The sequence below is a fragment of the Streptomyces sp. NPDC030809 genome, from assembly GCF_055572195.1.
Genome location: NZ_JBVIDV010000001.1, coordinates 24,919 through 45,591, shown reverse-complemented (window position 1 = coordinate 45,591; position 20,673 = coordinate 24,919). Strand labels below are relative to the sequence as shown.

Annotated in this window: 25 protein-coding genes; 15 read left to right on the top strand and 10 right to left on the bottom strand. The window is 76.1% G+C overall.

Annotation, left to right across the window (positions count from 1 at the left end; translation table 11 throughout):
- Positions 1-127 precede the first annotated feature (127 nt).
- Genes ACZ407_RS00195 through ACZ407_RS00185 form a run of 3 tightly spaced genes read left to right on the top strand, consistent with a single transcriptional unit; the run spans position 128 to position 1,772 of the window.
- Positions 128-757 carry a nucleotidyltransferase family protein gene (locus ACZ407_RS00195; protein ID WP_468124152.1) on the top strand — a complete coding sequence of 210 codons (630 nt, stop codon included), beginning with the start codon at positions 128-130 and terminating at the stop codon, positions 755-757.
- On the top strand, positions 754-1,023 hold the full coding sequence (locus ACZ407_RS00190; RefSeq protein ID WP_468124150.1) for a hypothetical protein: 270 nt from the start codon (positions 754-756) through the stop codon (positions 1,021-1,023). The genes ACZ407_RS00195 and ACZ407_RS00190 overlap by 4 nt, the downstream gene beginning before the upstream one ends.
- Positions 1,020-1,772: a metallophosphoesterase family protein gene (locus ACZ407_RS00185; RefSeq protein WP_468124149.1), complete on the top strand. Its 753-nt coding sequence runs from the start codon at positions 1,020-1,022 to the stop codon at positions 1,770-1,772. The genes ACZ407_RS00190 and ACZ407_RS00185 overlap by 4 nt, the downstream gene beginning before the upstream one ends.
- Before the next feature lie 88 nt (positions 1,773-1,860).
- Here the strand turns inward: ACZ407_RS00185 and ACZ407_RS00180 are convergent, their stop codons facing one another.
- The 3 genes from ACZ407_RS00180 to ACZ407_RS00170 form a co-directional block, all read right to left on the bottom strand.
- Entirely contained in the window at positions 1,861-2,226 is a 366-nt protein-coding gene (locus ACZ407_RS00180; protein ID WP_468124147.1) for a hypothetical protein, read from the bottom strand.
- Positions 2,227-2,316: 90 nt separating this feature from the next.
- The gene (locus ACZ407_RS00175; RefSeq protein ID WP_468124145.1) at positions 2,317-3,153 is read right to left on the bottom strand and encodes an HAD family hydrolase; all 837 of its coding nucleotides are present in this window, start codon (positions 3,151-3,153) and stop codon (positions 2,317-2,319) included.
- An 18-nt stretch (positions 3,154-3,171) separates the two neighbouring features.
- Positions 3,172-3,702 (bottom strand): hemerythrin domain-containing protein, encoded by a 531-nt coding sequence (locus ACZ407_RS00170; protein WP_468124143.1) that lies wholly within the window; start codon positions 3,700-3,702, stop codon positions 3,172-3,174.
- Between the two features lie 168 nt (positions 3,703-3,870).
- Here ACZ407_RS00170 and ACZ407_RS00165 point away from each other — a divergent pair, with 168 nt between their 5' ends.
- The 3 genes from ACZ407_RS00165 to ACZ407_RS00155 all read left to right on the top strand — a co-directional run bounded on the left by ACZ407_RS00165 (position 3,871) and on the right by ACZ407_RS00155 (position 6,912).
- Entirely contained in the window at positions 3,871-5,157 is a 1,287-nt protein-coding gene (locus tag ACZ407_RS00165; RefSeq protein ID WP_468124141.1) for a cytochrome P450, read from the top strand.
- A 41-nt stretch (positions 5,158-5,198) separates the two neighbouring features.
- On the top strand, positions 5,199-5,522 hold the full coding sequence (locus ACZ407_RS00160; protein ID WP_468124140.1) for a plasmid stabilization protein: 324 nt from the start codon (positions 5,199-5,201) through the stop codon (positions 5,520-5,522).
- A 448-nt stretch (positions 5,523-5,970) separates the two neighbouring features.
- Positions 5,971-6,912 carry an AAA family ATPase gene (locus ACZ407_RS00155; RefSeq protein WP_468124139.1) on the top strand — a complete coding sequence of 314 codons (942 nt, stop codon included), beginning with the start codon at positions 5,971-5,973 and terminating at the stop codon, positions 6,910-6,912.
- A gap of 15 nt (positions 6,913-6,927) precedes the next feature.
- Here the strand turns inward: ACZ407_RS00155 and ACZ407_RS00150 are convergent, their stop codons facing one another.
- Positions 6,928-8,052 carry a DUF5937 family protein gene (locus ACZ407_RS00150; protein WP_468124138.1) on the bottom strand — a complete coding sequence of 375 codons (1,125 nt, stop codon included), beginning with the start codon at positions 8,050-8,052 and terminating at the stop codon, positions 6,928-6,930.
- A 130-nt stretch (positions 8,053-8,182) separates the two neighbouring features.
- Here ACZ407_RS00150 and ACZ407_RS00145 point away from each other — a divergent pair, with 130 nt between their 5' ends.
- Entirely contained in the window at positions 8,183-8,401 is a 219-nt protein-coding gene (locus ACZ407_RS00145) for a hypothetical protein (RefSeq protein ID WP_468124136.1), read from the top strand.
- A gap of 43 nt (positions 8,402-8,444) precedes the next feature.
- Positions 8,445-9,488: a PHP domain-containing protein gene (locus ACZ407_RS00140; RefSeq protein WP_468124135.1), complete on the top strand. Its 1,044-nt coding sequence runs from the start codon at positions 8,445-8,447 to the stop codon at positions 9,486-9,488.
- Here the strand turns inward: ACZ407_RS00140 and ACZ407_RS00135 are convergent.
- Both ACZ407_RS00135 and ACZ407_RS00130 read right to left on the bottom strand, forming a co-directional pair.
- Entirely contained in the window at positions 9,476-9,694 is a 219-nt protein-coding gene (locus tag ACZ407_RS00135; protein ID WP_468124133.1) for a hypothetical protein, read from the bottom strand. The genes ACZ407_RS00140 and ACZ407_RS00135 overlap by 13 nt on opposite strands.
- Before the next feature lie 61 nt (positions 9,695-9,755).
- Positions 9,756-10,754, bottom strand: a complete 999-nt coding sequence (locus tag ACZ407_RS00130; RefSeq protein WP_468124132.1) for an SMP-30/gluconolactonase/LRE family protein — start codon at positions 10,752-10,754, stop codon at positions 9,756-9,758.
- Positions 10,755-11,009: 255 nt separating this feature from the next.
- Here ACZ407_RS00130 and ACZ407_RS00125 point away from each other — a divergent pair, with 255 nt between their 5' ends.
- Positions 11,010-12,410 carry an NADP-dependent succinic semialdehyde dehydrogenase gene (locus ACZ407_RS00125; RefSeq protein WP_468124130.1) on the top strand — a complete coding sequence of 467 codons (1,401 nt, stop codon included), beginning with the start codon at positions 11,010-11,012 and terminating at the stop codon, positions 12,408-12,410.
- Positions 12,411-12,467: 57 nt separating this feature from the next.
- Here ACZ407_RS00125 and ACZ407_RS00120 read toward each other — a convergent pair whose 3' ends face one another.
- Positions 12,468-13,355, bottom strand: coding sequence for a TIGR03619 family F420-dependent LLM class oxidoreductase (locus ACZ407_RS00120; RefSeq protein ID WP_468124129.1), 888 nt, complete (start codon positions 13,353-13,355; stop codon positions 12,468-12,470).
- Positions 13,356-13,514: 159 nt separating this feature from the next.
- On the opposite strand from ACZ407_RS00120, the gene ACZ407_RS00115 reads away from it, so the two are divergent.
- The 3 genes from ACZ407_RS00115 to ACZ407_RS00105 all read left to right on the top strand — a co-directional run bounded on the left by ACZ407_RS00115 (position 13,515) and on the right by ACZ407_RS00105 (position 15,829).
- Positions 13,515-14,345 carry a PP2C family protein-serine/threonine phosphatase gene (locus ACZ407_RS00115; RefSeq protein ID WP_468124127.1) on the top strand — a complete coding sequence of 277 codons (831 nt, stop codon included), beginning with the start codon at positions 13,515-13,517 and terminating at the stop codon, positions 14,343-14,345.
- A 49-nt stretch (positions 14,346-14,394) separates the two neighbouring features.
- Positions 14,395-15,348, top strand: a complete 954-nt coding sequence (locus tag ACZ407_RS00110; protein WP_468124125.1) for an MASE1 domain-containing protein — start codon at positions 14,395-14,397, stop codon at positions 15,346-15,348.
- Positions 15,349-15,472: 124 nt separating this feature from the next.
- Complete coding sequence (locus ACZ407_RS00105; RefSeq protein ID WP_468124892.1) at positions 15,473-15,829, top strand: PRC-barrel domain-containing protein; 357 nt, start codon at positions 15,473-15,475, stop codon at positions 15,827-15,829.
- A 240-nt stretch (positions 15,830-16,069) separates the two neighbouring features.
- Here ACZ407_RS00105 and ACZ407_RS00100 read toward each other — a convergent pair whose 3' ends face one another.
- Positions 16,070-17,014, bottom strand: coding sequence for an ABC transporter substrate-binding protein (locus ACZ407_RS00100; RefSeq protein WP_468124124.1), 945 nt, complete (start codon positions 17,012-17,014; stop codon positions 16,070-16,072).
- 206 nt (positions 17,015-17,220) lie between these two features.
- Entirely contained in the window at positions 17,221-17,631 is a 411-nt protein-coding gene (locus ACZ407_RS00095) for a DUF5997 family protein (protein WP_468124122.1), read from the bottom strand.
- 58 nt (positions 17,632-17,689) lie between these two features.
- Here ACZ407_RS00095 and ACZ407_RS00090 point away from each other — a divergent pair, with 58 nt between their 5' ends.
- From ACZ407_RS00090 to ACZ407_RS00080, 3 genes are all read left to right on the top strand, one after another.
- Positions 17,690-18,505, top strand: a complete 816-nt coding sequence (locus tag ACZ407_RS00090) for a LysR family substrate-binding domain-containing protein (protein ID WP_468124121.1) — start codon at positions 17,690-17,692, stop codon at positions 18,503-18,505.
- 120 nt (positions 18,506-18,625) lie between these two features.
- Positions 18,626-19,021: an STAS domain-containing protein gene (locus ACZ407_RS00085; protein ID WP_468124119.1), complete on the top strand. Its 396-nt coding sequence runs from the start codon at positions 18,626-18,628 to the stop codon at positions 19,019-19,021.
- A 19-nt stretch (positions 19,022-19,040) separates the two neighbouring features.
- Positions 19,041-19,571 (top strand): ATP-binding protein, encoded by a 531-nt coding sequence (locus tag ACZ407_RS00080; RefSeq protein ID WP_468124117.1) that lies wholly within the window; start codon positions 19,041-19,043, stop codon positions 19,569-19,571.
- Between the two features lie 56 nt (positions 19,572-19,627).
- Here ACZ407_RS00080 and ACZ407_RS00075 read toward each other — a convergent pair whose 3' ends face one another.
- Positions 19,628-20,605 (bottom strand): SigB/SigF/SigG family RNA polymerase sigma factor, encoded by a 978-nt coding sequence (locus ACZ407_RS00075; RefSeq protein ID WP_468124115.1) that lies wholly within the window; start codon positions 20,603-20,605, stop codon positions 19,628-19,630.
- Positions 20,606-20,673 lie beyond the last annotated feature (68 nt).

Below are 20,673 nucleotides of genomic sequence, written 5' to 3'. Positions count from 1 at the left end.
CCCCCGCCCCGCGCCTGCCCGCCCGGCCCGCCCGCATGCCGTGCGCGGGCGGCGCGGGGGCGGATGCGTTTCCGGGTCCTCCGAAGGGGCACCCGCTATCCGTCGAAGGCGACAGGAAGGCCGATCCGTGAAGAGACCCGTGCACGAGGTGGCCGGGCCGCCTGCGGGCCGCTCGGAGCACGATCTGCCGCACGACCACACTCAGGCGATCCTGGAGACCACCAAACGCGTGGCGAGCCTGCTGAAGGCGTCCGGCGAGCGTTTCGCCCTGGCGGGCAGCGTGGCCGCGTTCGCGCACGGCGTCCCGGCCCGCTTCCAGCACGACACCGACTTCTGCGTCCGCCGCGAGGACGCCGACACCGTCGTCGCGGCCCTGGAGAGCGGCGGCATCACCATGCGCCGAGCCCCGGAGGACTGGCTCATCAAGGGCCGGGACGGGGTCGAGGAGATCGACCTCATCTTCGAGCTGGCCGGACGCCCGGTGAGCGACGAACTCCTCGACCGGGCCGAGATCCTCCCCGTGGACTCCGTACGGATGCCCGTCCTGTCGCCCACCGACCTCATGGACAGCCGCCTGGCCGCCCTCACCGAGCACTACTGCGACTTCGGCGACCTGCTCCCGATGGCCCGGACCCTGCGCGAGCGCATGGACTGGGACGCCCTCTACGCGGCCCACGGGCACGCCCCGCTGCCCGATGCCTTCTTCTACCTCCTCGAACGCCTCGGCGTCATCGCCCCACGGGAGCGCACACCATGACCACCCCCGGCACCCCCGGCCCGCGCCTGGTGGAATACCGCATCGAGAGCCTGCGCGACCGGCTCGCCCACGACGACGTGGGCGAGCTCGGCCTGCTGGTGGAGCTGCACGGCGGCACCGCCGTCCTGCGCGGCCGGGTGCCGGACCCCGGCAGCCTGGACGCCGTCCTGCGGATCGCCGCCGAGGTGCTCGAGGGCATGAGCTGGCACCACGACGTGCAGGTCAGCTGCGCGGATCCGCCCGAGCGGCCGGAGGCCGTCCCGTGATCCGGGTCGCCGCGGTGGGGGACATCCACCTCGGGCCGGGGGCCGAGGGGCGGCTGCGGCCCGCCTTCACCGCACTGCCCGAGTACGCCGACACCCTCCTGCTGGCGGGGGACCTCACCCGGCACGGCACCGAGGAGGAGGCCCGGGTGGTGGCCGCGGAGGTCGCCGGACTGCCCGTCCCGGTGGTGGCCGTCCTCGGCAACCACGACTACGACAGCAACTGCCAGGACCGGGTCACCCGCGTCCTCACCGACTCCGGGATCACCGTCCTCGAAGGGGACGCGGTCCGGCTGGACCTCGACGGCAGCCGGCTCGGGGTCGCCGGGACCAAGGGCTTCGGCGGCGGGTTCGCCGGCCGCTGCGCCACCGAGTTCGGTGAGCCGGAGATGAAGGACTTCATCCGGCTCACCCGGCGGTGCGCTGACGGGCTGAACCGCTCGCTGCGGGAACTGGCCGCGCAGGGCTGCTCCGCGCGGATCGCCCTCACCCACTTCTCGCCCGTGCCGGACACCCTGGCCGGCGAACCCCTGGAGATCTACCCCTTCCTCGGCAGCTACCTGCTCGCCGAGGCGATGGACGAGGCCGGCTGCGAGCTCGCGGTCCACGGGCATGCCCACATGGGGACGGAACGCGGCATGACCGCCGGCGGGATCCGGGTGCGCAACGTGGCGATGCCCGTCATCGACCGGGCGTTCGCCGTGTACCTGCTGGACCCCCCGGCGGACCCGCCCCGGCCCGCCGGCGGCTGAGACCGCAGGCGGGCCGGGGCGGGTCCGGGCCGGGGCGGGGCGCGGTCCACGGGGCCGTCCGCGGCCCGGGGCCACCGGCCGAAGGCGGTCACCGCCCGAAGCGGTGGCGGAGCCGGCCCGTGCGGGTGGTACGGCGTCCGGCCCGGTCCGCGTAGTCCGCGTCCACCCCGGCGTCGGCATCGGCGTCGGGGTCCGGCCCCCGGTCCCAGGCGCGGTGCCGGGCGGGCGGGTGGTACCGGCGGCGCGCGGCCGCGCCGGACACCAGCGCCAGCCCGGCACAGAACAGAAGGGCCAGGCAGATGCCGGCCGCGAACACGCCCAGGGTGTTCAGGGTGGCCAGCGGTTCGTCGAACAGCATCACCGTGTAGTCCGGCCCGCCGGAGAGGTTCTCGCTGATCACCAGGCCCACGAAGGCCCCGGTGGCGGCGAGGAGGAGAAGTCCGAGCAGCAGCATGGCCACTCCTTTCGTTGCCGTACGCGCCTGCCCGGGTCCCGGCCGTTCAATCGCCGGACCCGGGCGTTCCGGTGGGCTGGCGCAGCGTCCTCAGGCCGCCTCGGCCGCCGCCCGTCCCGTGCCGCAGACCACCTCTCCGGCGGGCTGCGCGGCGCCGAGGAGCCCGGACGCGCCCGAGGCGGCGGCGGGCCGCGGGGCGCTTCCGTCCGCCGCCCCCGGCCCGTGTCCGGCCGCCGGCCCGTCCCGGTGTCCCGCCAGCGGGCTCGCGTCGAGCCCCTGCAGCAGCTCCAGCGGGCCTTCGTAGACCGTGACCGGTCCGGCCGCCTCCAGCTCGGCACGTGCGATGCCGCCGGTGAGCAGCCCTATGCAGGGGACCCCGGCGCGGTGCGCCGCCTTGACGTCCCAGACGGTGTCACCGATGAACACGGCCTCGCCGGGCTCCGCTCCGGCGAGCGACAGCGCCTGCTCCACCAGGTCCGGTGCCGGCTTGGTGGCCTCGACCTCGTCGGCGGAGGTGGCATCGGCGATGACCTCGTCCGCGTCCAGGGCCCGCCGGATCGCCGCCACCTCGTCGGCCGAGGCGGAACTCGCCAGGACGATCCGGATGCCCCGGGCGGCCACCGCCCGCAGCAGGTCCGCAGCCCCCTCCAGCACCGGCAGCGCGTCGAACCAGGCCGCGTACAGGGCGTGGTGGGCGGCGTCCAGGGACTCGTCCTGCCGCCGGTCGCGGCCCTGCCCCAGCAGGCGGTCCAGCAGCTTGTCGGCGCCCATGCCCACCGTCCGGTGGATCTCGGCCATGGCCACGTCGTGGCCGTGCTGGTGCAGGGCCTGCCACCAGGTCAGCGTGTGCAGGTAGTTGGTGTCGACCAGGGTTCCGTCGAGGTCGAACAGGGCGGCGCGCGGCCGCCCTCGGTGCACGGTGCCCATCACTGCTCCCGGCTCCCGCTACGCGGCGACCGCATCGGCGAGCTTGTGCAGCAGCGGTGTGCGCGGGCGCTGCGGGGCGCGGTCGCGCATCTCGGCCATCCGGGCGCCGATGGACCGCAGGGCGGTACGGCCCAGCGCCGCGCGCACCTGCGGGAACCACTCGTTCTCCTCGGTGTCCATGTGCCGCACCACGGCGTCCGTCAGCACGCGCGCCTTGGCGCCGTACGACTCGTCACCGGGGTCCAGGTCCGCCAGCTCCCGGGCCAGGACCTCGGCCACGTGGTGCTCCTCGTGGAACTCCAGCACCATCGGCAGGGTCTCGGGGGCGAGCAGCCGCACCCGCGGGTACATGACCTCGTCCTCGACGAAGGTGTGGACGGTCAGCTCGTGGAGCAGCTCGTCCATGATCTCCCCGCCCCGGCCGGTCTCCGCCGCCGGCCCCTCGGCCGGGCGTGCGGACCCGCCGTTCTGCGCCGTCCGGTAGGCGCGGATCAGCTTCCGGATCCGCTTGTGGTCCTCCCGCAGCATCACGATCGCGTCGGTGGACATGGCGTTCTCCTCTGCCTCGCCGGAAGTGCTCTGCCCCGCGGCTGCCCGCTGCACGGGGGACTCACGCCGCCTGCACGGGGGACTCACGCCGCGCGGAACGGCATGCGCACCGGGGACGTACGCCGCGCGGAACGGCATGCGCACCCGCCCTCCGGGTACCCGCGCCGCATGACCCTCCTCGACCGGACCATTCCGCTGCTGCTGCGCGGGTACGCCTGGCTGCCCTCGCAGCCCCGCGACCCCGCCGGGCTGGTGCACACCAGACTGCTGGGGCGGCCCGCGGTGGCCTTCAGCGGCCCCGACGCGGTGGCCTTCTTCTACGACGAGGAGCACGTCCGCCGACGGGACGCGCTGCCCGGCCCGGTGCTGGACACCCTCTTCGGGCGGGGCGCCGTGCACACCCTCGACGGCCCGCCGCACCGGGTCCGCAAAGGCCTGTTCACCGGCATGCTGATGGACGCGGACGAGGTCGAGCGGCTCACCGCCCTGGTGCTGCGGCACTGGCGCGAGGCGGCCGCCGGGTGGGCGGAGCGCGGGCCGGTCGTCCTGTTCGACGAGGCGGCCGTGGTGCTGGCCGCAGCCGTCGGGGAATGGGCGGGTGTGCCGCTGGCCGCCCCCCTGGCCCGCGGCACCGCCGAGGACTGCGTGGCCATGGTCGATGGCTTCGCCGCCGCCGGGCCCCGGCACGCGCGGGCCCGCCGGGCCCGCGCCCGCCAGGAGGCCCGGCTCGCCGCGACCGTGGCCCGCTGCCGGTCCCGGGCCGGCACCGCCGTCGGGGCGGGCTCCGCCCCGGCAGGGGCGGCCACCGTGCTGGAGCGGATCGCCGACCACCGCGACGCCGACGGCCGGCTGCTCGACCCGCACACCGCGGCCGTCGAACTGCTCAACGTCATCCGCCCCACCGTCGCCCTCACCTGGTTCGTCACCTTCGCCGCCCACGCCCTGCACCGGGAGCCCGAGCTGCGGGCGGAGCTCCGGGCCGCCGACACCCCGGCCCACGAGACGGCCTTCGCCCACGAGGTCCGCCGGTTCTACCCGTTCGCCCCGTTCACCGCCGGGCTGGCCGCCGCCGACCTGGACTGGCACGGCCGGACGATCCCCGAGGGCACGCTGGTCCTGCTCGACCTCTTCGGACAGAACCACGACCCCGCCCTGTGGCCCGACCCGTACCGCTTCGAGCCGGCCCGCTTCCTCGGCCGCCCGCCCGCCCGCGACGCGCTGGTCCCGCAGGGCGGCGGAGACCCCCGCCACGGCCACCGCTGCCCCGGCGAGGCCATCGCCGTGCGCGTCCTGGCCGCCCTGAGCACCGAGCTGGCCCGTACGGAACTCCGGGTGCCCGCCCAGGACCTGCGGATCCCGCTCCGGCGGGTCCCCACCCGCCCGCGCAGCGGCTTCCTCTGCACCCCCCTGACCACCACCGGCCGTGCCCGCCATGACCGCGGCCGGACCGGGTAGCCGCCGGACACGGAGTACCGGCGCGACGGAAGGAGAACACCATGCCCCGAGGCTCCTCCCCGAAGAGGGAACGACAGTACGAGCACATCAAGGAATCCGCGCGCGACCGCGGCGAGTCGGAGAAGCGCGCCAAGGAGATCGCCGCCCGGACCGTGAACAAGGAACGGGCCCGCTCCGGCGAGTCGAAGACCGCCAGCCGCTCCTCCACCCAGGACATGTCCTCGTCCAAGCGCGGCGGACAGCGCTCGCACAGCGGCTCCGAGGGACCGACCAAGGAGCAGCTCTACAACGAGGCGAAGCAGCGCAACATCAAGGGCCGTTCGCAGATGGACAAGGCCGAGCTCAAGCGGGCCCTGGGCCACTGAACCCCCGCTCCGCACCGGCCGTTTCCGGCCGGTGCGCGGGCCCGCCGCCCACAACCCCCCCAAACGGGCGGCTGTACCCCGGCGGGCCCCCGCGGTACCGTCGGCAGCCGGTGGTGCCAGGACGGCCCGCCGGGGGGAAAGGCCTTTGTTCCGTGTCCGGTCGGCGCTGCCGCAGGACGCACACCGCCCGCTGGGGAACGGGCGGCGGGAACGGGCGCAGGACGTGCCGAGAAGGCGGGCCCGCGGGAACCGGGCCCGCCCGGCCGGCGGTCCGTGCACGCGTGGGGACGCGTGCGCGGAGCACCGGCCCGCGCGGTGCAGGGGACCGGCCGGGGCCCGTGGGGGCGGGCCACGGCCGGCCCCCTGCACCCGCCCGACCCGGGGTGCGGTGTGCGACGGCGCACCGCCCCCCGGCCTGCCTCCCCCTCCCTGCACTCAGGAGTGGCAGATGACCAAGCCGAACCCGCGCACCGCCCCCGACTTCGACGGCTGCCGGCACGTGCACCGGGGGCAGCCTCCTGCCCGGGAGGCCGAAGCGGCCCGGATCCGGACCGCCCTGGCCGCTGCCCGCGCCGGGCGCGGCGGCGCGCTGCTCGTCACCGGCGGGCCCGGGGCCGGCAAGACCCGCCTCACCACCGGGGCCCTGGGCGCGGCGGCTGCCGCGGACATGGTCACGGCCCGGGGCGGCGCAGGCGCGCCGGGGCCCGTGATCGCCTACCGCCCGCTGATCGAGGCCCTGCTCTCGCTGGCCCGCGCCGGGCTGGCGGCACGGCAGCCGGAGCACGACAGCGCGCCGGCCGGGCCCGCGGACCCGCCGGCCCGCCTCCACGACCTCATGGCCGGGCTGCTCGCCGACCAGCTGAACCCGGGCAGCGCCAGCCCGCCGCCCGCGGCCGTCGCCGACTCCCTCCTCGGCCTGCTCGCCGCCGCCGGCCTCGGGCGGGGCTGCCTCCTCGTCCTCGACGACCTGCACGAGGCCGACCCCGGGACGCTGGTGAGCCTGGACCGCCTGCTGGAGCAGGTCGGGAGCCTGCCGGTGCTGCTCCTGCTCACCGCCCGCACCGGCCCCGGGGCGGCCGCCGCCCTCACGGCCCGGGCCCGGCGCCGCGGGGCCGGGATCCTCGAACTGCGGCCCCCCGGCCGCCCCGACCCGCCCCGGCCTGCGATCCGGCGCACCCGGTACGAGGCCGCCGTGCCACCGGGCCGCGCCGCGGACCGCACCGGCCCGGCCGGGACCCCGGCGGGCCGGGGCGTCCCGGCCGACTGGCTGCGGGCGGCGGAGGAGTACGTCCGCACCACCGGCCTGCCGGCGGTCGCCGAAGCCTGCCGCGGACTGCTCCGCGCCGTCCCCGGCACCCCCGGCCGCACCCGGCTCCCGGGCCCGTTCTGAGCGGGCCCCGGGCGGTCAGCGCAGGATGCCCTCGATGAAGTCCGAGCCGATCCGGGCCACCGTGCCCAGGTCCAGCTGGTGCTGCACGTACCGGCCGCGGCGCCGGGTGTGCAGCAGCCCCGCCTTGCGCAGCACGGTCAGGTGCCGGGACACCTCCGGGGCGCTGATCCCGTACACCGAGGCCAGTTCGCTGGTCGTGTACGGCGAACGCGCCAGGGACCGGCACAGCATCATCCGCATCGGATGGGCCAGCGCCTCCATCCGCCGCTGCATCTGCTCCACCGAGCCCGGCTCGCGGGTCAGCTCCGGCACGCCCAGCGGGTAGTGCACCACCGGGATCCACCCCGGCGCGTGCAGCACCAGCAGGTGCGGCCACCCGAAGTGGGTCGGTACGAAGACCAGGCCGGGCCCGGCCTCCGGACCGGTGGCGCTGGTGGCGCCGTGGACCATCTTGTCGGCGGTGATCACCGTCTGCGCCTCGTCCACGCCGAGCGCGGCCGACACCTCCTTGAGCACCGCGGGCAGCCCCTTGTGCCGCAGCACCCGGGTCTTGTGCCGGGCGTCGGCCGCCTGCTGCGGCGCGATCCGCCGCCAGGTCGCCCCGAAGAAGGCCTCCTCGCAGTCCTCGAACAGCCGCCGCAGCCACGCCCGTACCCCGGCCGGATCGTCGAGCAGCCACAGCGAGAAGTCCCGCTCGCGCGGCCCGCGCGCGGCCGCCGTCTCCAGGGCCCGGGCCCGCGCGTCCGGGTCCGTGAGCGGCGAGGCGGCGCCGCCCCCGTTGTACTGCACGGGCTGGCAGTGCTCCAGGGCCGAGGTCACGAACCGCGCGTCGTCCATCCGGTCCAGTACGTCGAGCTCCTCGGCGAGCGTCGCCCCGGGCAGGCCCGTACCGCCCGGCACGCCCGCGAAGGGCATGAAGATGTCCGAGAAGGTGCTGCGCCACATGAACTCGGCTTCCAGCAGCCGGTCCGCGAGGCACGGGTCGAGCGCGGCGGAGGTCTCCGCCGCCCAGGAGGCGAGCCCGGGGTGGTGGGCGGGCTGCGCGAGCGCGTGCAGCGCCATGCAGAGCTCGCCGAGCGGCGAGGGCGCGAAGGCGATCCGCTCCTGCGGCAGCCCGGCGATGTCGATGGTCACGCTCATGCGCCCATTCTCGGCCACGCAAGGTCCGGCACGGGCCCCGGGGGGCCGCCCGGCACTGCGCTGACCTGGACGATTGACGCCGATCGTCAATCGGCGGGCGAGCCGGGGAGGACCGGTCCAGGCTGGAGTCATGAGCGCGATCGAGCAGTACCTCATCGACACCTACCGGTCCGCACAGCACCGGACCCCCATGCCCCCGCAGCCCGGCTGCGAGGACCTCGCGGCCCTGCGGTCCCTGCGGACCTACCGCCGCTTCCACGCCGTCCTCGAAGGCCGGCCGGTCACGGGCCGCGGGGCCTGGCGCACGGCCCTGCACCGGCTGCTGCCGCCCCGCCGCCCCTGCGCCTGACGGGCCGCGCGGCCCGCCCCCCCCTCGTCCTCACGGAGGCACCATGGACCCCGTGGCCGCCCTGAGCCGGATCGCCTTCCTGCTCGAACGGGCCCAGGCACCCACCTACCGGGCGAAGGCCTTCCGCACCGCGGCGGAGCGGGTGGCCGCCATGGCGGAAGGGGAGGCCGCGCAGCGGGCCGCGGCCGGGACCCTCGAATCGGTGTCCGGCATCGGCCCCAAGACCGCCGCGGTGATCGTGCAGGCCCTCGCCGGCCGGACCCCCGACTACCTCGCGGCCCTGGAGGCCGAGGCGGACGCGCCGCTCGACAACGGCGCCCTCGGGGCCGCGCTGCGGGCCGCCCTGCGCGGCGACTGCCACCTGCACTCCGACTGGTCCGACGGCGGGGCCACCATCGAGGACATGGGCCGCGCCGCGGCGGGACTGGGCCACGAATGGGCCGTGCTGACCGACCACTCGCCCCGGCTCACGGTGGCCCGCGGGCTGTCCCCGGAACGGCTGCGCGAACAACTGGACGCCGTGGCCGCCCTGAACGCGCAGTGGGCGCCCTTCCGGCTGCTCACCGGCATCGAATGCGACATCCTCGACGACGGCTCCCTCGACCAGGAGCCCGAACTCCTGGAGCGGCTGGACCTCGTGGTGGTGTCGGTGCACTCCAAGCTCCGCATGGAGCGCCGTGCGATGACCCGGCGGATGGTCGCCGCGGTGTCCGACCCCCGCGCCGACGTCCTCGGCCACTGCACCGGCCGGCTGGTCACCGGCCGCGGACGGCCCGAGTCGGACTTCGACCCGGCCGAGGTCTTGGCGGCCTGCGCCGCGTCCGGGACGGCCGTGGAGATCAACAGCCGTCCCGAACGCCTCGATCCGCCGCGCCGCCTGCTGCGCGAGGCCGTCGAGGCCGGCGTGCTCTTCGCGATCGACACCGACGCGCACGCACCGGGCCAACTGGCCTGGCAGATCAACGGCTGCGCCCGCGCGGAGGAGTGCGGGGTGACCGCCGACCGGGTCGTCAACACCTGGCCGGCGGACCGCCTCACGGCCTGGACCGGCGGCGGCCCGCCCGCGGGCGGGGATCAGGGCCGGTAGCCGCCCTGCCGGCCGCCGAACTGGCTGTTGTGCACCGCCGCGGAGTTGTACTCGGCGCGGGCGCGCGCCGCCAGGGCCGTGTGCTCCAGCTCGACGAGGGTGCCGTGCCCCTCGTCGTGCCGCCGGCGCCCGCGCCTCAGCACGGCCACCACCAGGACCACGACGGCCAGCCCCAGCAAGCCGAACAAGATCCCCAACTCGGTCATGTGCTCTCCCCCGGACGACGGCACGGACCGCGAGCGTAGCCCACCGGCCGGCGTTTCCCGATCAGTTGCCGGAGCCGCCCGCCGGCAGCGGCACCGCCACCACCGTCGAGGAGGTCGCCGGATCGCTCCAGTCCGCGTCGAAGCGGGCGTTGACCACGTACAGCCGTCCCGCGTGGACGGCTGCCGTGGTCGGCTCGTCGAAGCGCGGATCGGTGATCCGCCGGACGAACTCCGCCCGGCGGCCGTCCGCAGCGATCCGGAACACCTCCACCGCGTACTCCCAGTTCCGTACGACGTACAGGGTGCGCCCGTGCACCACCAGGCCGTCGCCGAACCCGACCGCACCCCCGTCCAGCACGGTACGGGTGGCCTCGCCGGTGCGCGGATCCACCCGGTACAGGGCCTCGGCATGGTCGGACACCACCAGCAGGGCGCGCCCGTCCGGGGTCTGCGCGATCCCGTTCGCCCCCCAGTACTCCCCGCCCGGCCTGGTCGGCGCCCAGGCGCCCGTCAGCGGCAGCGCGGTGACCCCGGCCCGCCCGGACGCCGCTCCCGGCATCAGCGGCAGCCGGTACAGGACGTCGTTGAAGGAGTCCGTGAACCAGGCGGCCCCGCAGCCGACCACCACGTCGTTGACGAAGGCGGTGCCGGTGGCGGCCTGGTGGGTGGCGAGCACCCGGCCGGTCCGGGTGTCCACCACCCGCACCTGCCCGCTGGCCCCGCCGGCCACGAGCAGCCGCCCGTACGGGTCGGTCTTGAGGCCCACCGAGGCCGGGCCGGTGCCCCTGGTGAGCAGCCGCCCGCGCCCGGTGCGCAGGTCGAAGCAGTAGAGGGAGCCGTCGATCAGGGAGCCGGTGTAGGCGAGGCCGCCGCGGCCGACGGCGATGCCCTCGGGCTGGAATCCGGGCGGGGTGGCGATCTCGGCGGGCGGGGCCTCGGGTCCGGGGCCCGCCGCCCGGGCGGCGGGGGCGGGCAGCGGGCCGAGCGGGCCGAGGAGTGCGGCGCCGCCGACGGCTGCGGCGGCGCCGAGCAGGAAGCGGCGGGACGGATGCTGTGCCACGGGAGGTGTTTCCTTCCGGCGGGGGACAGGGACCGTGCGCATGACGGGGCCACTCCAGCACACGGCCCCGGCGGACACCGGCATTCCGCCGGTTCTGTCCGGGAGCGGACACCGGACCGCAGCCTTCCGCCGGTTCCGTCCGGGAGCGGACACCGCAGCGCGGCCTTCGCCGCACCCGCCCGCCCCGCCGCGTTGCGGGGGCGGCGGCGCGGGGCGAGGGTGGTCGAGGCGACCGACCCCGAGCAGGAGGCGTCCATGGCCATCGCGACCGTGAACCCGGCGACCGGCGAGACAGTGCGCACCTTCGAGGCGCTCGACCCCGCGGGCATCGAGCAGCGCCTCGCCGAGGCGCACTCGGCCTTCCTCTCCTACCGCACCACCGGCTTCGCCGAGCGCGCCGCCCTCCTCGAACGGGCAGCGGACCTGCTGGAGGCGGACGGCGAGGAGATCGCCCGCACCATGACCCTGGAGATGGGCAAACCCCTCGGGGCGGCCCGCGCCGAGGCCGCCAAATGCGCCAAGGCCCTGCGCTGGTACGCGGCCCACGCGGAAGCCCTGCTCGCCGACGAGCACCCGGACCCCTCCGACGTGGCGGACTCCGGGGCCTCGGCGGTACGGACCCGCTACCGGCCGCTCGGCGTGGTCCTCGCGGTGATGCCGTGGAACTTCCCGCTCTGGCAGGTCGTACGGTTCGCCGCGCCCGCCCTCATGGCCGGGAACACGGGCCTGCTCAAGCACGCCTCCAACGTCCCGCAGACGGCCCTCTACCTCGGTGAGCTCTTCCACCGGGCCGGATTCCCGCGCGGCTGCTTCCAGACCCTGCTCATCGGCTCCGGCGCCGTCGAGGGGGTGCTGCGCGACCCTCGGGTGGCGGCGGCCACCCTGACCGGCAGCGAGCCCGCCGGCCGGGCCGTCGCCTCCGTCGCCGGGGACGAGGTGAAGAAGACCGTCCTGGAACTGGGCGGCAGCGACCCGTTCATCGTCCTGCCCTCGGCGGACGTGGCACGCGCCGCGAAGACCGCCGTGACCGCCCGGGTCCAGAACAACGGCCAGTCCTGCATCGCCGCCAAGCGCTTCATCGTCCACACCGACGTGTACGAGGAGTTCGCCGAGCGGTTCACGGCGGGCATGGCCGCACTGCGCGTCGGGGACCCGATGGAGGAGGGCACCGACGTGGGCCCGCTCGCCACCGAACAGGGCCGCGCCGACGTGGAGGAGCTCGTCGACGACGCCGTACGGCAGGGCGCCGAGGTGCTCTGCGGCGGACGGCGGCCCCCGGCCCTGCCGAAGGGCTGGTTCTACGAGCCGACCGTGCTCGCCGGGGTGACCTCCGCCATGCGCGTGGACCTGGAGGAGACCTTCGGCCCGGTGGCCACCCTCTACCGGGTGGACAGCCTGGAGGCCGCCGTGGAACGCGCCAACCACACGCCCTTCGGGCTGAGTTCCAACGTGTGGACGACCAGCGCGGAGGACGTGGACCGGTGCGTGCGCGACCTCCAGGCCGGCGGGGTCTTCGTCAACGGCATGACCGCCTCGCACCCTGCGTTCCCGTTCGGCGGGGTCAAGCGCTCCGGATACGGCCGGGAGCTCTCCGGCCACGGCATCCGCGAGTTCTGCAACATCACCACCGTCTGGCACGCGGCCGACCCGACCTGATCCGGACGGGCGCCCGGGGCCGGGGCCAGGCCCGGCGCCCCGCCCCGGGCCCCCGGATCAGCCCGCCCGCAGCCGCTCCAGGACCTCGGCCCCGAGGGCGAGCGCCTCGGCCGGCTCGGCCACGCACTGCTGGAAGTCCAGGAAGCAGCCGTCCGCCCCGCCCTCCCGCACCCCGGCCACCACCGCGGCCAGGCCGTCCGCCGTGTCCTGCGGCCGCGCGTTGTGGCGCAGGTGCCGGCGCAGGCCCTCCGGGTCCCGCCCGGCCGCGTCCGCCGCCCGCCGGGCCACGTCCCACAGCGCCGCCATCGGCTCCGGGGGCAGGACCACCCCGGCCCAGCCGTCCGCGCGGGCGCCGATCCGGCGCATGGCCGCCGGGCTCAGCCCGCCCAGCAGGACCGGCGGCCCGGCCGGGCGGGCCGGGCGCAGCCCCACGTACGCCCGCGGGATCGTCCAGGTCCGGCCCTCGTGGCCGAACTCCTCCTCCGTCCACATGCCGTGGAGCACGTCGAGGGCCTCGTCCAGGAGGGCCCCGCGGCGCCCGAAGTCTGCGTTGACCGCCGTGTACTCGTCCCGCAGCCAGCCCAGTCCCAGCCCGGCGACGAGCCGGCCCCCGCTGACCCGGTCGAGGGAGGTCAGGGAGCGGCCGAGGAGCAGCGGCGGGTACCACGGGGCGTTGAGCGTGCTCGTGCCCAGCTGCACCCGGGTCGTCGCCGCGGCGGCGACGGTCAGCACGGTCAGCGGGTCGAGGAAGGTGCGGAAGCCCGGCGGGTACGGGTCCTCGCGGGTGTGGCCCGGGTAGAGGTCGCCCGGGTCCACCGGGGCGAGCGAGCGGTCGCCGACCCACAGCGACCCGAACCCGGCCTCCTCGGCGGCGCGGGCGAACGCGGCTATCTCCTCGGGCCGCGCGTGGCTCCCGTACTGCGGCAGTGCGATTCCAAGATCCATCCGGCCAGTCTGCGGGCCGCCCGCCCGTCCGGGCGAAGGTTTCCGCCACCCGGGCGCGCCCCCGCCCGGCCGGTGCCCGGCCCGCCAGCCGGTGCGCGGGTCCACGAGCGGAAATACCATGGGGACGGCGGGGGAGCCGGACAGCCATCGGAGCGGTACATGACCCCGCGTCGTCCTCCCCGGTCGGCGAGCGCCGACGACCTCCTGGCCACGCTGGGGCTGCTCACCGCCCAGGCGCGGGAGGGCGCGGAACTCCAGCGGGCCCGCGTGGAGCTGGCCGAGGCCCTCCAGCGCGAGATGCTGCCGAAAGCCCTGCCCGGCATACCCGGACTGCGGACCGCCGCCCGCTACGCACCCGCCCGGGACGGCCTCGACATCGGCGGGGACTGGTACGACGGATTCCTGCTGCCCGAGGGGGCGCTCGCCTTCTCCATCGGGGACGTCCAGGGCCACGACGTGGAGGCGGCCGCCTTCATGGGCCAGATCCGCTTCGGCCTGCGGGCCGTCGCCGCGGCCGCCGGCGACCCCGGCGAGGTGCTCAGCCGGGCCAACGAACTGCTCCTGTCCATCGACTGGAGCCTCTTCGCCACCTGCACCTTCCTGCGCTTCGACCCCGACACCTGGGAGCTCCAGAGCGCCCGCGCCGGCCACGTGCCCGCGGTCTGGGCCACCGTGGACGGCCGCTACGGCATCGTCGAGGACGAGGGCGGCCTGCCCCTCGGCATGCTGCCCGGCGGCGGCTACCCCGTCACCCGCCGCCGCCTCGACCGGGCCGGGGCCTGGGTGCTGATCACCGACGGGGTGGTCGAGGGCCCGGACTTCCCCATCGACACGGGGCTCGCCGAGGTGGCCCGGGTGGTCCGCGAGGGCGCCGGGGAGGACCCCGACGAACTGGCCGCCGAGATCATGAAGGTGGCCGACTCCACCGGCCACGCCGACGACGCCGCGGTCCTCGTCCTGCGCCACGACGCGGCCGCGCCCGACGCGTAGCGCGTGTCACGCCCCGGTCTCGGGCGGGGCCCGGTGTCTCATACGGTAGGTGCCCACCGAGCGGTGGCGAGGCCTCGCCACATCCCTGCTGTGGATCTGCGCCGTCGCCTTCGCCTACGCGGTGACCGGCCTGCTGGGCCTGCTGCAGCGGGTGGAGGTCGCGGGTGCGTCCGTCACCCCGCTCTGGCTGCCCACCGGCATCGCGCTGGCCGCCCTGCTCCGGCTGGGCCCCCGCGTCTGGCCGGGCATCGCCGCGGGCGCGGGCTTCGTCATCCACACCCTCAGCGCCTTCGAACCCGTGGACCTCGGCATCGTCGCCGGGAACACCCTCGGCCCGCTGTGCGCGTACGCCCTGCTGCGGCGGACGGGTTTCCGGGTGGAGCTGGACCGGCTGCGGGACGGGCTGGCGCTGGTGTTCCTCGGCGGGCTCCTGCCCATGCTGGTCAGCGCGAGCATCGGCACCTGGGTGATCGTCCTGGACGGCGGACTGCCCCCGGACCAGGTCTGGCCCGTCTGGTGGGCCTGGTGGGCCGGGGACGCCATGGGCGTGCTCGTGGGCACCCCGCTGCTGCTCGTGCTGCCGCGGCTGAGGCCATCCCGGGACCACCTCCGGACCGCCGAGGGCGTCGCCCTGCTGGCCGCCACGGCCCTGGTGGCGGCCTTGGCCACCCGCAGCGAGCTCTCGATCCTCTTCCTCGTGTTCCCCCTGCTCATCTGGGCCGCGGTGCGCTTCCAGCTGGCCGGGGCGGCGCCCTGCGTGCTGCTGGCGTCCGTCCTGGCGATCTCCTCGGCCATCGACCACGACGGCCCGTTCGCCCGGCACAGCCTCTTCGAGGTCATGGTCAACCTCCAGGCCCTCAACGGCTCCGCGGCGCTCACCGCCCTCCTGCTGTCCGCCCTGGTGACCGAGCAGAACAACATCCGCCTGAAGGTGGAGAAGGCCTGCGAGGAGCTCGCCGAGCTGGTCGCCACCCTCCCGCGCGGCAACCGCGACACCTCCTGAACCGCGGCCGCGGTACGCGAGGCCCTGGCGGGCCGCCGCAGCAGGTGTGGCGCACGGGATCCGGGGCAGACGCGGGACCCGAGGACGGGCGATCCGCACCCCGAAGGGAAGGTCCCCCATGTCCATGTCCGCGAACATCTGGGCCTACCGCGAACTGCCCGGAGGCCTGGCAGCCGGCAACCTCACCGGGTACAAGGCGGAGGCGGAAGACGGCGGCATCGGCAAGGTCGTCTCGCACTTCGACGAGCCCGAGGGCTCGTACATCGTCGTCGACACCGGCCCGTGGATCTTCGGCAAGGAGGTCCTCCTGCCCGCCGGCACCATCTCCCGGATCGACAGCGAGGCGAAGAAGGTCCGCATCGGTCTGCTCAAGGACCAGATCAAGGCGGCACCGGAATTCGACCGGGAAGTGCACCTCCACAACGAGGAGTACCACCGCGCGGTCGGCGGTTACTACACCGGGATGGAACACCGCGCCTGACGGCGGCGCCCCGCCCGCGAGGGCGGGGCGGCCGCGGGGGAGAAGGGGCCCGGGGCCGGAACACCGGCTCCGGGCTCTCCCACGCCCGCTACAGACATGCGACCGACGTGCCGCCGTCCCCGCCGCACGGCGGGGCCTGCGCATGCGCCCGGCCTGCGCGGCGGGTCCGGCGCGCACGCAGCGCGCCGCGCCGGCCGGCGTACGCGCCCCGGCCTGCCGCGGCGCCCCGGCCGTGCGCGCTCAGGCCGCCCCGGTCGGGCCGCCGGCCGGCGGCCGGGTGCCCGCCCGCTTCGAGCCCAGCAGTTCCAGTGCCTCCGCCGTCCTGGCGAAGAAGGCCGCGCAGGCCGCGGCGCTGCACGGCACCTCCGGGTTCCAGGGCTCCACCGGGGCGTGCTCGGCCAGGGCCCGCCAGCCGGGCGCCTGCGCCAGGTCGTGCGGCTGCGCCGCGCTCGCCCGGGAGTCGGCGAGGACGAGGTCGGCGCCCAGCGCGGCCGCCGCCGCCCAGTCCGTCGTCAGCCAGTTGACCCCCGCGCCCTCCGGCGGCTCCACCATCCGGACCCCCAGCCCGGCCAGCCGGTCCAGGTCCGGCCACGTCGAGGGCCGGGCCAGGTGCACCAGGTCGGGGCCCGCCGCCGACAGGGCCAGCACCCGCAGCGGCTCCGGGCCCGCGGCAGCCGCCCGGACGGCCGCCTCGGCCGCCGCCAGCCGCCGCGCCCCGGCCTCCGGGTGCGCCTGCTCCGGTACGGCCCCGGGACCCCCGCCCAGGGAGGCCGCGAGCTCCGCGAACCGGCCGAGGATCCCCTCCAGCGGCCGCCCGCCCGCCACCGACAGGGCCACCACCGGCACCCCCAGCCGTCCGGCCGGGCCCTCGGGCAGCGCATAGGGCCGCCGGCCGTCGTACGTCACGTCCACCAGCAGATCGGGCCGGGCCTCCCGGAGGGCCGCCTCGTCCAGGTCCGCACCGCCCCCGGCGTACCACGTCCCGGCGGGCAGCCCGCCCGCCTTGGCCGGGTCCAGCCGGTCCCCGTCGTGCCCCGACCCGTAGACCGCGACCGGCCGCACCCCGAGATCCCACAGTGCGGCCCCGGCGCGCACGTACGCCGCCACCCGCAGCGGACGTCCGTCCGCCGCCGCCGTCACGCCCCTGTCATCGGTGAACCGCCATGGTGCTCCAGCGACTGCCATGCAGATCCGCCCCCTCGCCCCGGCTCCCGGACCCTGTCCGGTTTTCCGCCCCCACCTTGGAACCAGGGCGCGGGCGGGCGCAAGGGCCCGGAGGGCAGTCGCGGGGGAGGGGAGCGGGGGACGGAAAAGAAGAAGTCCCGCCGCGCAGTCGCGACGGGACGGGCGGCCGCCGCAGTCCCCTGCGGCGGCACGGCGCGGGCCGGGTGTCAGCCGCGCGGTCCGCGGCCCTCGGCCTTCGCCGCGCGCGCCGCGTTGCGCTCCTTGATCCGGACCGTCTCCTTGCGGACCTCGGCCTGGGTGGCGCGCTCCTTCTGCAGCCACTCGGGCTGCTCCTGCTTCAGGGCCTCGATCTGCTCGGTGGTGAGCGCTTCGGTCACCCCGCCGCGAGCCAGGCCCGCGATCGACACGCCGAGCTTCGCCGCGACCACGGGCCGCGGGTGCGGGCCGGTGCGGCGCAGCTCCACCAGCCACTGGGGCGGGTCGGCCTGCAGGGCGTTGAACTCGGTGCGGGAGACCACGCCCTCCTGGAACTCGGCAGGGGTGGCTTCGAGGTACACACCCAGCTTCTTCGCCGCGGTCGCGGGCTTCATCGTCTGGGAGGTCTGGTGCTGCTTCATGCCCTCAAGGGTATCGAGCATGTGCGCGACCTCTGACCACGCCCGGTAACCTGGGCGGGTGACAGGCTCGGAAGCGCCCCCCTCGTCGTTCCGGCTCGCGTACGTCCCCGGCGTGACGCCCACCAAGTGGGTCCGGGTCTGGAGCGAGCGGCTGCCCGACGTACCGCTGACCCTCGTTCCCGCGACCGTGGCCGAGGCCCCCGGCATGCTGCTCGACGGCAGTGCCGACGCCGGGCTGCTGCGGCTGCCGGTGGACCGCACCGCCCTCAGCGCGATCCCCCTCTACACGGAGACCACCGTGGTCGTGGTCCCCAAGGACCACATCGTGGCGGCCGTCGACGAGGTCTCGGCCGAGGACCTGGCCGAGGAGGTCCTCTTCCACCCGCTCGACGACACCCTCGACTGGGAGCAGCCGCCGGGCCGCCCCGCGTTCGAGCGGCCCGCCACCACCGCCGACGCCATCGAGCTCGTGGCGGCCGGAGTGGGCCTGCTGGTCGTCCCGCAGTCCCTCGCCCGCCTGCACCACCGCAAGGACCTCACCTACCGCCCGGTCACCGGCACGCCCGAGTCGCGGGTCGCGCTGTCCTGGCCGGAGGGCGAGCCCAGCGACCTGGTGGAGGAGTTCATCGGCATCGTCCGGGGGCGTACGGTCAACAGCTCGCGGGGCCGCCGCGCCCAGGCCGAGCAGGAGAAGGCCAAGGCCGGCTCCGGCCGGTCCGGTACGAAGCCGGGCGCCAAGGGCGGGGCCAAGACCGCGGGCCGGACCGGCGCCAAGCCCGGGGCCAAGGGCGGGCGCGGCGGTGCCTCCGGGGCCGGCGGGGCCCGCGGCGGCAAGGGAACCAAGGGCGGCGGCAGGCCCCGACGGTCGAGATAAAGCGCGAGGTGACGGGCGAGCGCCCGCCCGTCGGCGTATCGTCGCCGGTGGAAGGGGCCGGGACCGACCGGTCCCCCGGCCGGGAGCGGCCGGACGCGACAGGGGAGGCCGGAGCACCGGATGGCACCAGACGATGCCGGCGGCCGGGCCGGACCGGGCGCCGGAGCCGGGCGGCAGTTCGCCGCCGAGCTGCGCCACCGCGACGGCACGGCGGTCGTCGTGCTGCACGGGGAACTCGACCAGGACGATCCCGGGCCGCTGCGCACCGCCCTCGCCGAGGCGCTGGGCGGCGGGGCCCGCCGGATCGTCGTGGACTGCGGCGGGCTCACCTTCTGCGATTCGACCGGCCTGAACATCCTGCTGAAGGCCCGGCTGGAGGCGGCCGGGGCGGGCAGCCGGCTGGAGCTCGCAGCCCTGCGGCCCCCCGTGGACCGGATCTTCGACATCACGGGCGTGCGGGAGCTGTTCACGATCCACGCGGAGATGCCCGCCGAGCTGGCCGAGGAGGACCGTTGACCGGCAGGCGGGGCGCACGATGACCGAACCGGTCCGCTTCAGGGGGCAGGCCAGGAGGCTCGGCCTGTACGGCGGCTCGGGCCTGGCCCGACGCTGCCGCGACTTCTGCCGGTCGGCGCTGGCCGACTGGGACTGGCCGGGCACCGCCGGGCCCGGCGGGCTCACCCCGGAGGAACACGAGGCCGCGGTGGAGGACGTACTGCTGCTGGTCTCCGAGGCGGTGACCAACGCCAGCCTGCACGGCGGCGGGCCCACCGAGATCGTGATCAGCCTGGCCCCCGCCGACCCGGCCCGGCCGGGGCGCAGCGGGGACCTGCGGATCGAGGTGGGGGACCTGAGCCCGCAGCTGCCGGTGGTCCGCCCCGCGGGCAGCCCGGGCCAGCCCGGCGGCCACGGACTGATGGTGCTGAACCGGCTGGCCCGCAGCTGGGGGGTGACCCCCCGGGAGACGGGCAAGTCCGTCTGGATGGAGGTGGCCGCCCCGGCCCCGGCCGGGGCCGCCGGTCCGGGCGGGGCGGTCCGGCCGGGCGAGGCCGACCGCCCGGCGTGAACGCACCCGGCCCGTCCCTGTGCAGGGACGGGCCGGCGGTTGTGCGGCCGCGGCGGTCAGGCGGCGCCGGCGGGCCGCGGCTCGCGCGGCTCCTGCCCGGTCAGCCCGGTCCGTAGCCGGCCCAGGATGCGGGCCAGCAGCCGGGAGACGTGCATCTGCGAGATGCCCAGCCGGGCGCCGATCTCCGCCTGGGTGAGCTCCGAGCCGAAGCGCAGCGAGAGGATCGTGCGTTCGCGGTCGGTCAGCTCCGCCAGCAGCGGCTTGAGCGACTGCAGGTCCTCGATGCGCTCGAACGCGGCGTCCTCGGAGCGCAGCCAGCGGTCCGGCAGGCCGCCGCCCTCCGCGTCCTCGCCCGGAGGCAGGTCGAGGGAGTGCCCGGCGAATCCGTTCGCCGCCAGCCGGCCCTCTTCGACCTCCTCGGGGCTCACCTGCAGCCGTGCGGCGAGCTCCGGGGTGGTCGGCGGACGCCCCAGCTCCTGTTCCAGCGCGTCCCCCGCCTTGGCGAGGTCGATGCGCAGCTCCTGGAGCCGGCGGGGCACCCGTACGGCCCAGGTCGCGTCGCGGAAGTGCCGCTTGATCTCGCCGAGGACCGTCGGCAGGGCGAAGGACATGAACTCGCAGCCGCGGTCCGGGTCGAAGCGGTTGATCGCCTTGATCAGGCCGACCGTGCCGACCTGGATGAGGTCCTCCAGCGGCTCACTCGTACGGCGGAACCGGGCGGCCGCGTACTTCACCAGGCTCAGGTTCAGCTCGACCAGCGTGTTCCGTACGTACGAGTAGGCGGCCGTGCCCTCCTCCAGTGCGCGCAGGCGGCGGAACAGCACCGGGGACAGCGCGCGTGCGTCGTCGGTGCTGACCGACACCGGATCGGCGATCTCGGGCAGGCCGGCGAGCTCGGGGAGGTCGGCCGGGCGCTGCGGCCGCTCGTCCGCGCCGGGTCCCGCGGGGCCCGCGGCGGTGGCCTGACGGCCGGTGTCCGCGGACCGGACCGCGGTGGCGCGGCCGGTTTCTCGGATGCTCGGGTGATTCGTCATTGGACCCTCTTCGGAGATCCCCTAAGTGGAATACCCGATTCCGATGCGGCCCAAGCAGAGCGGTCCGT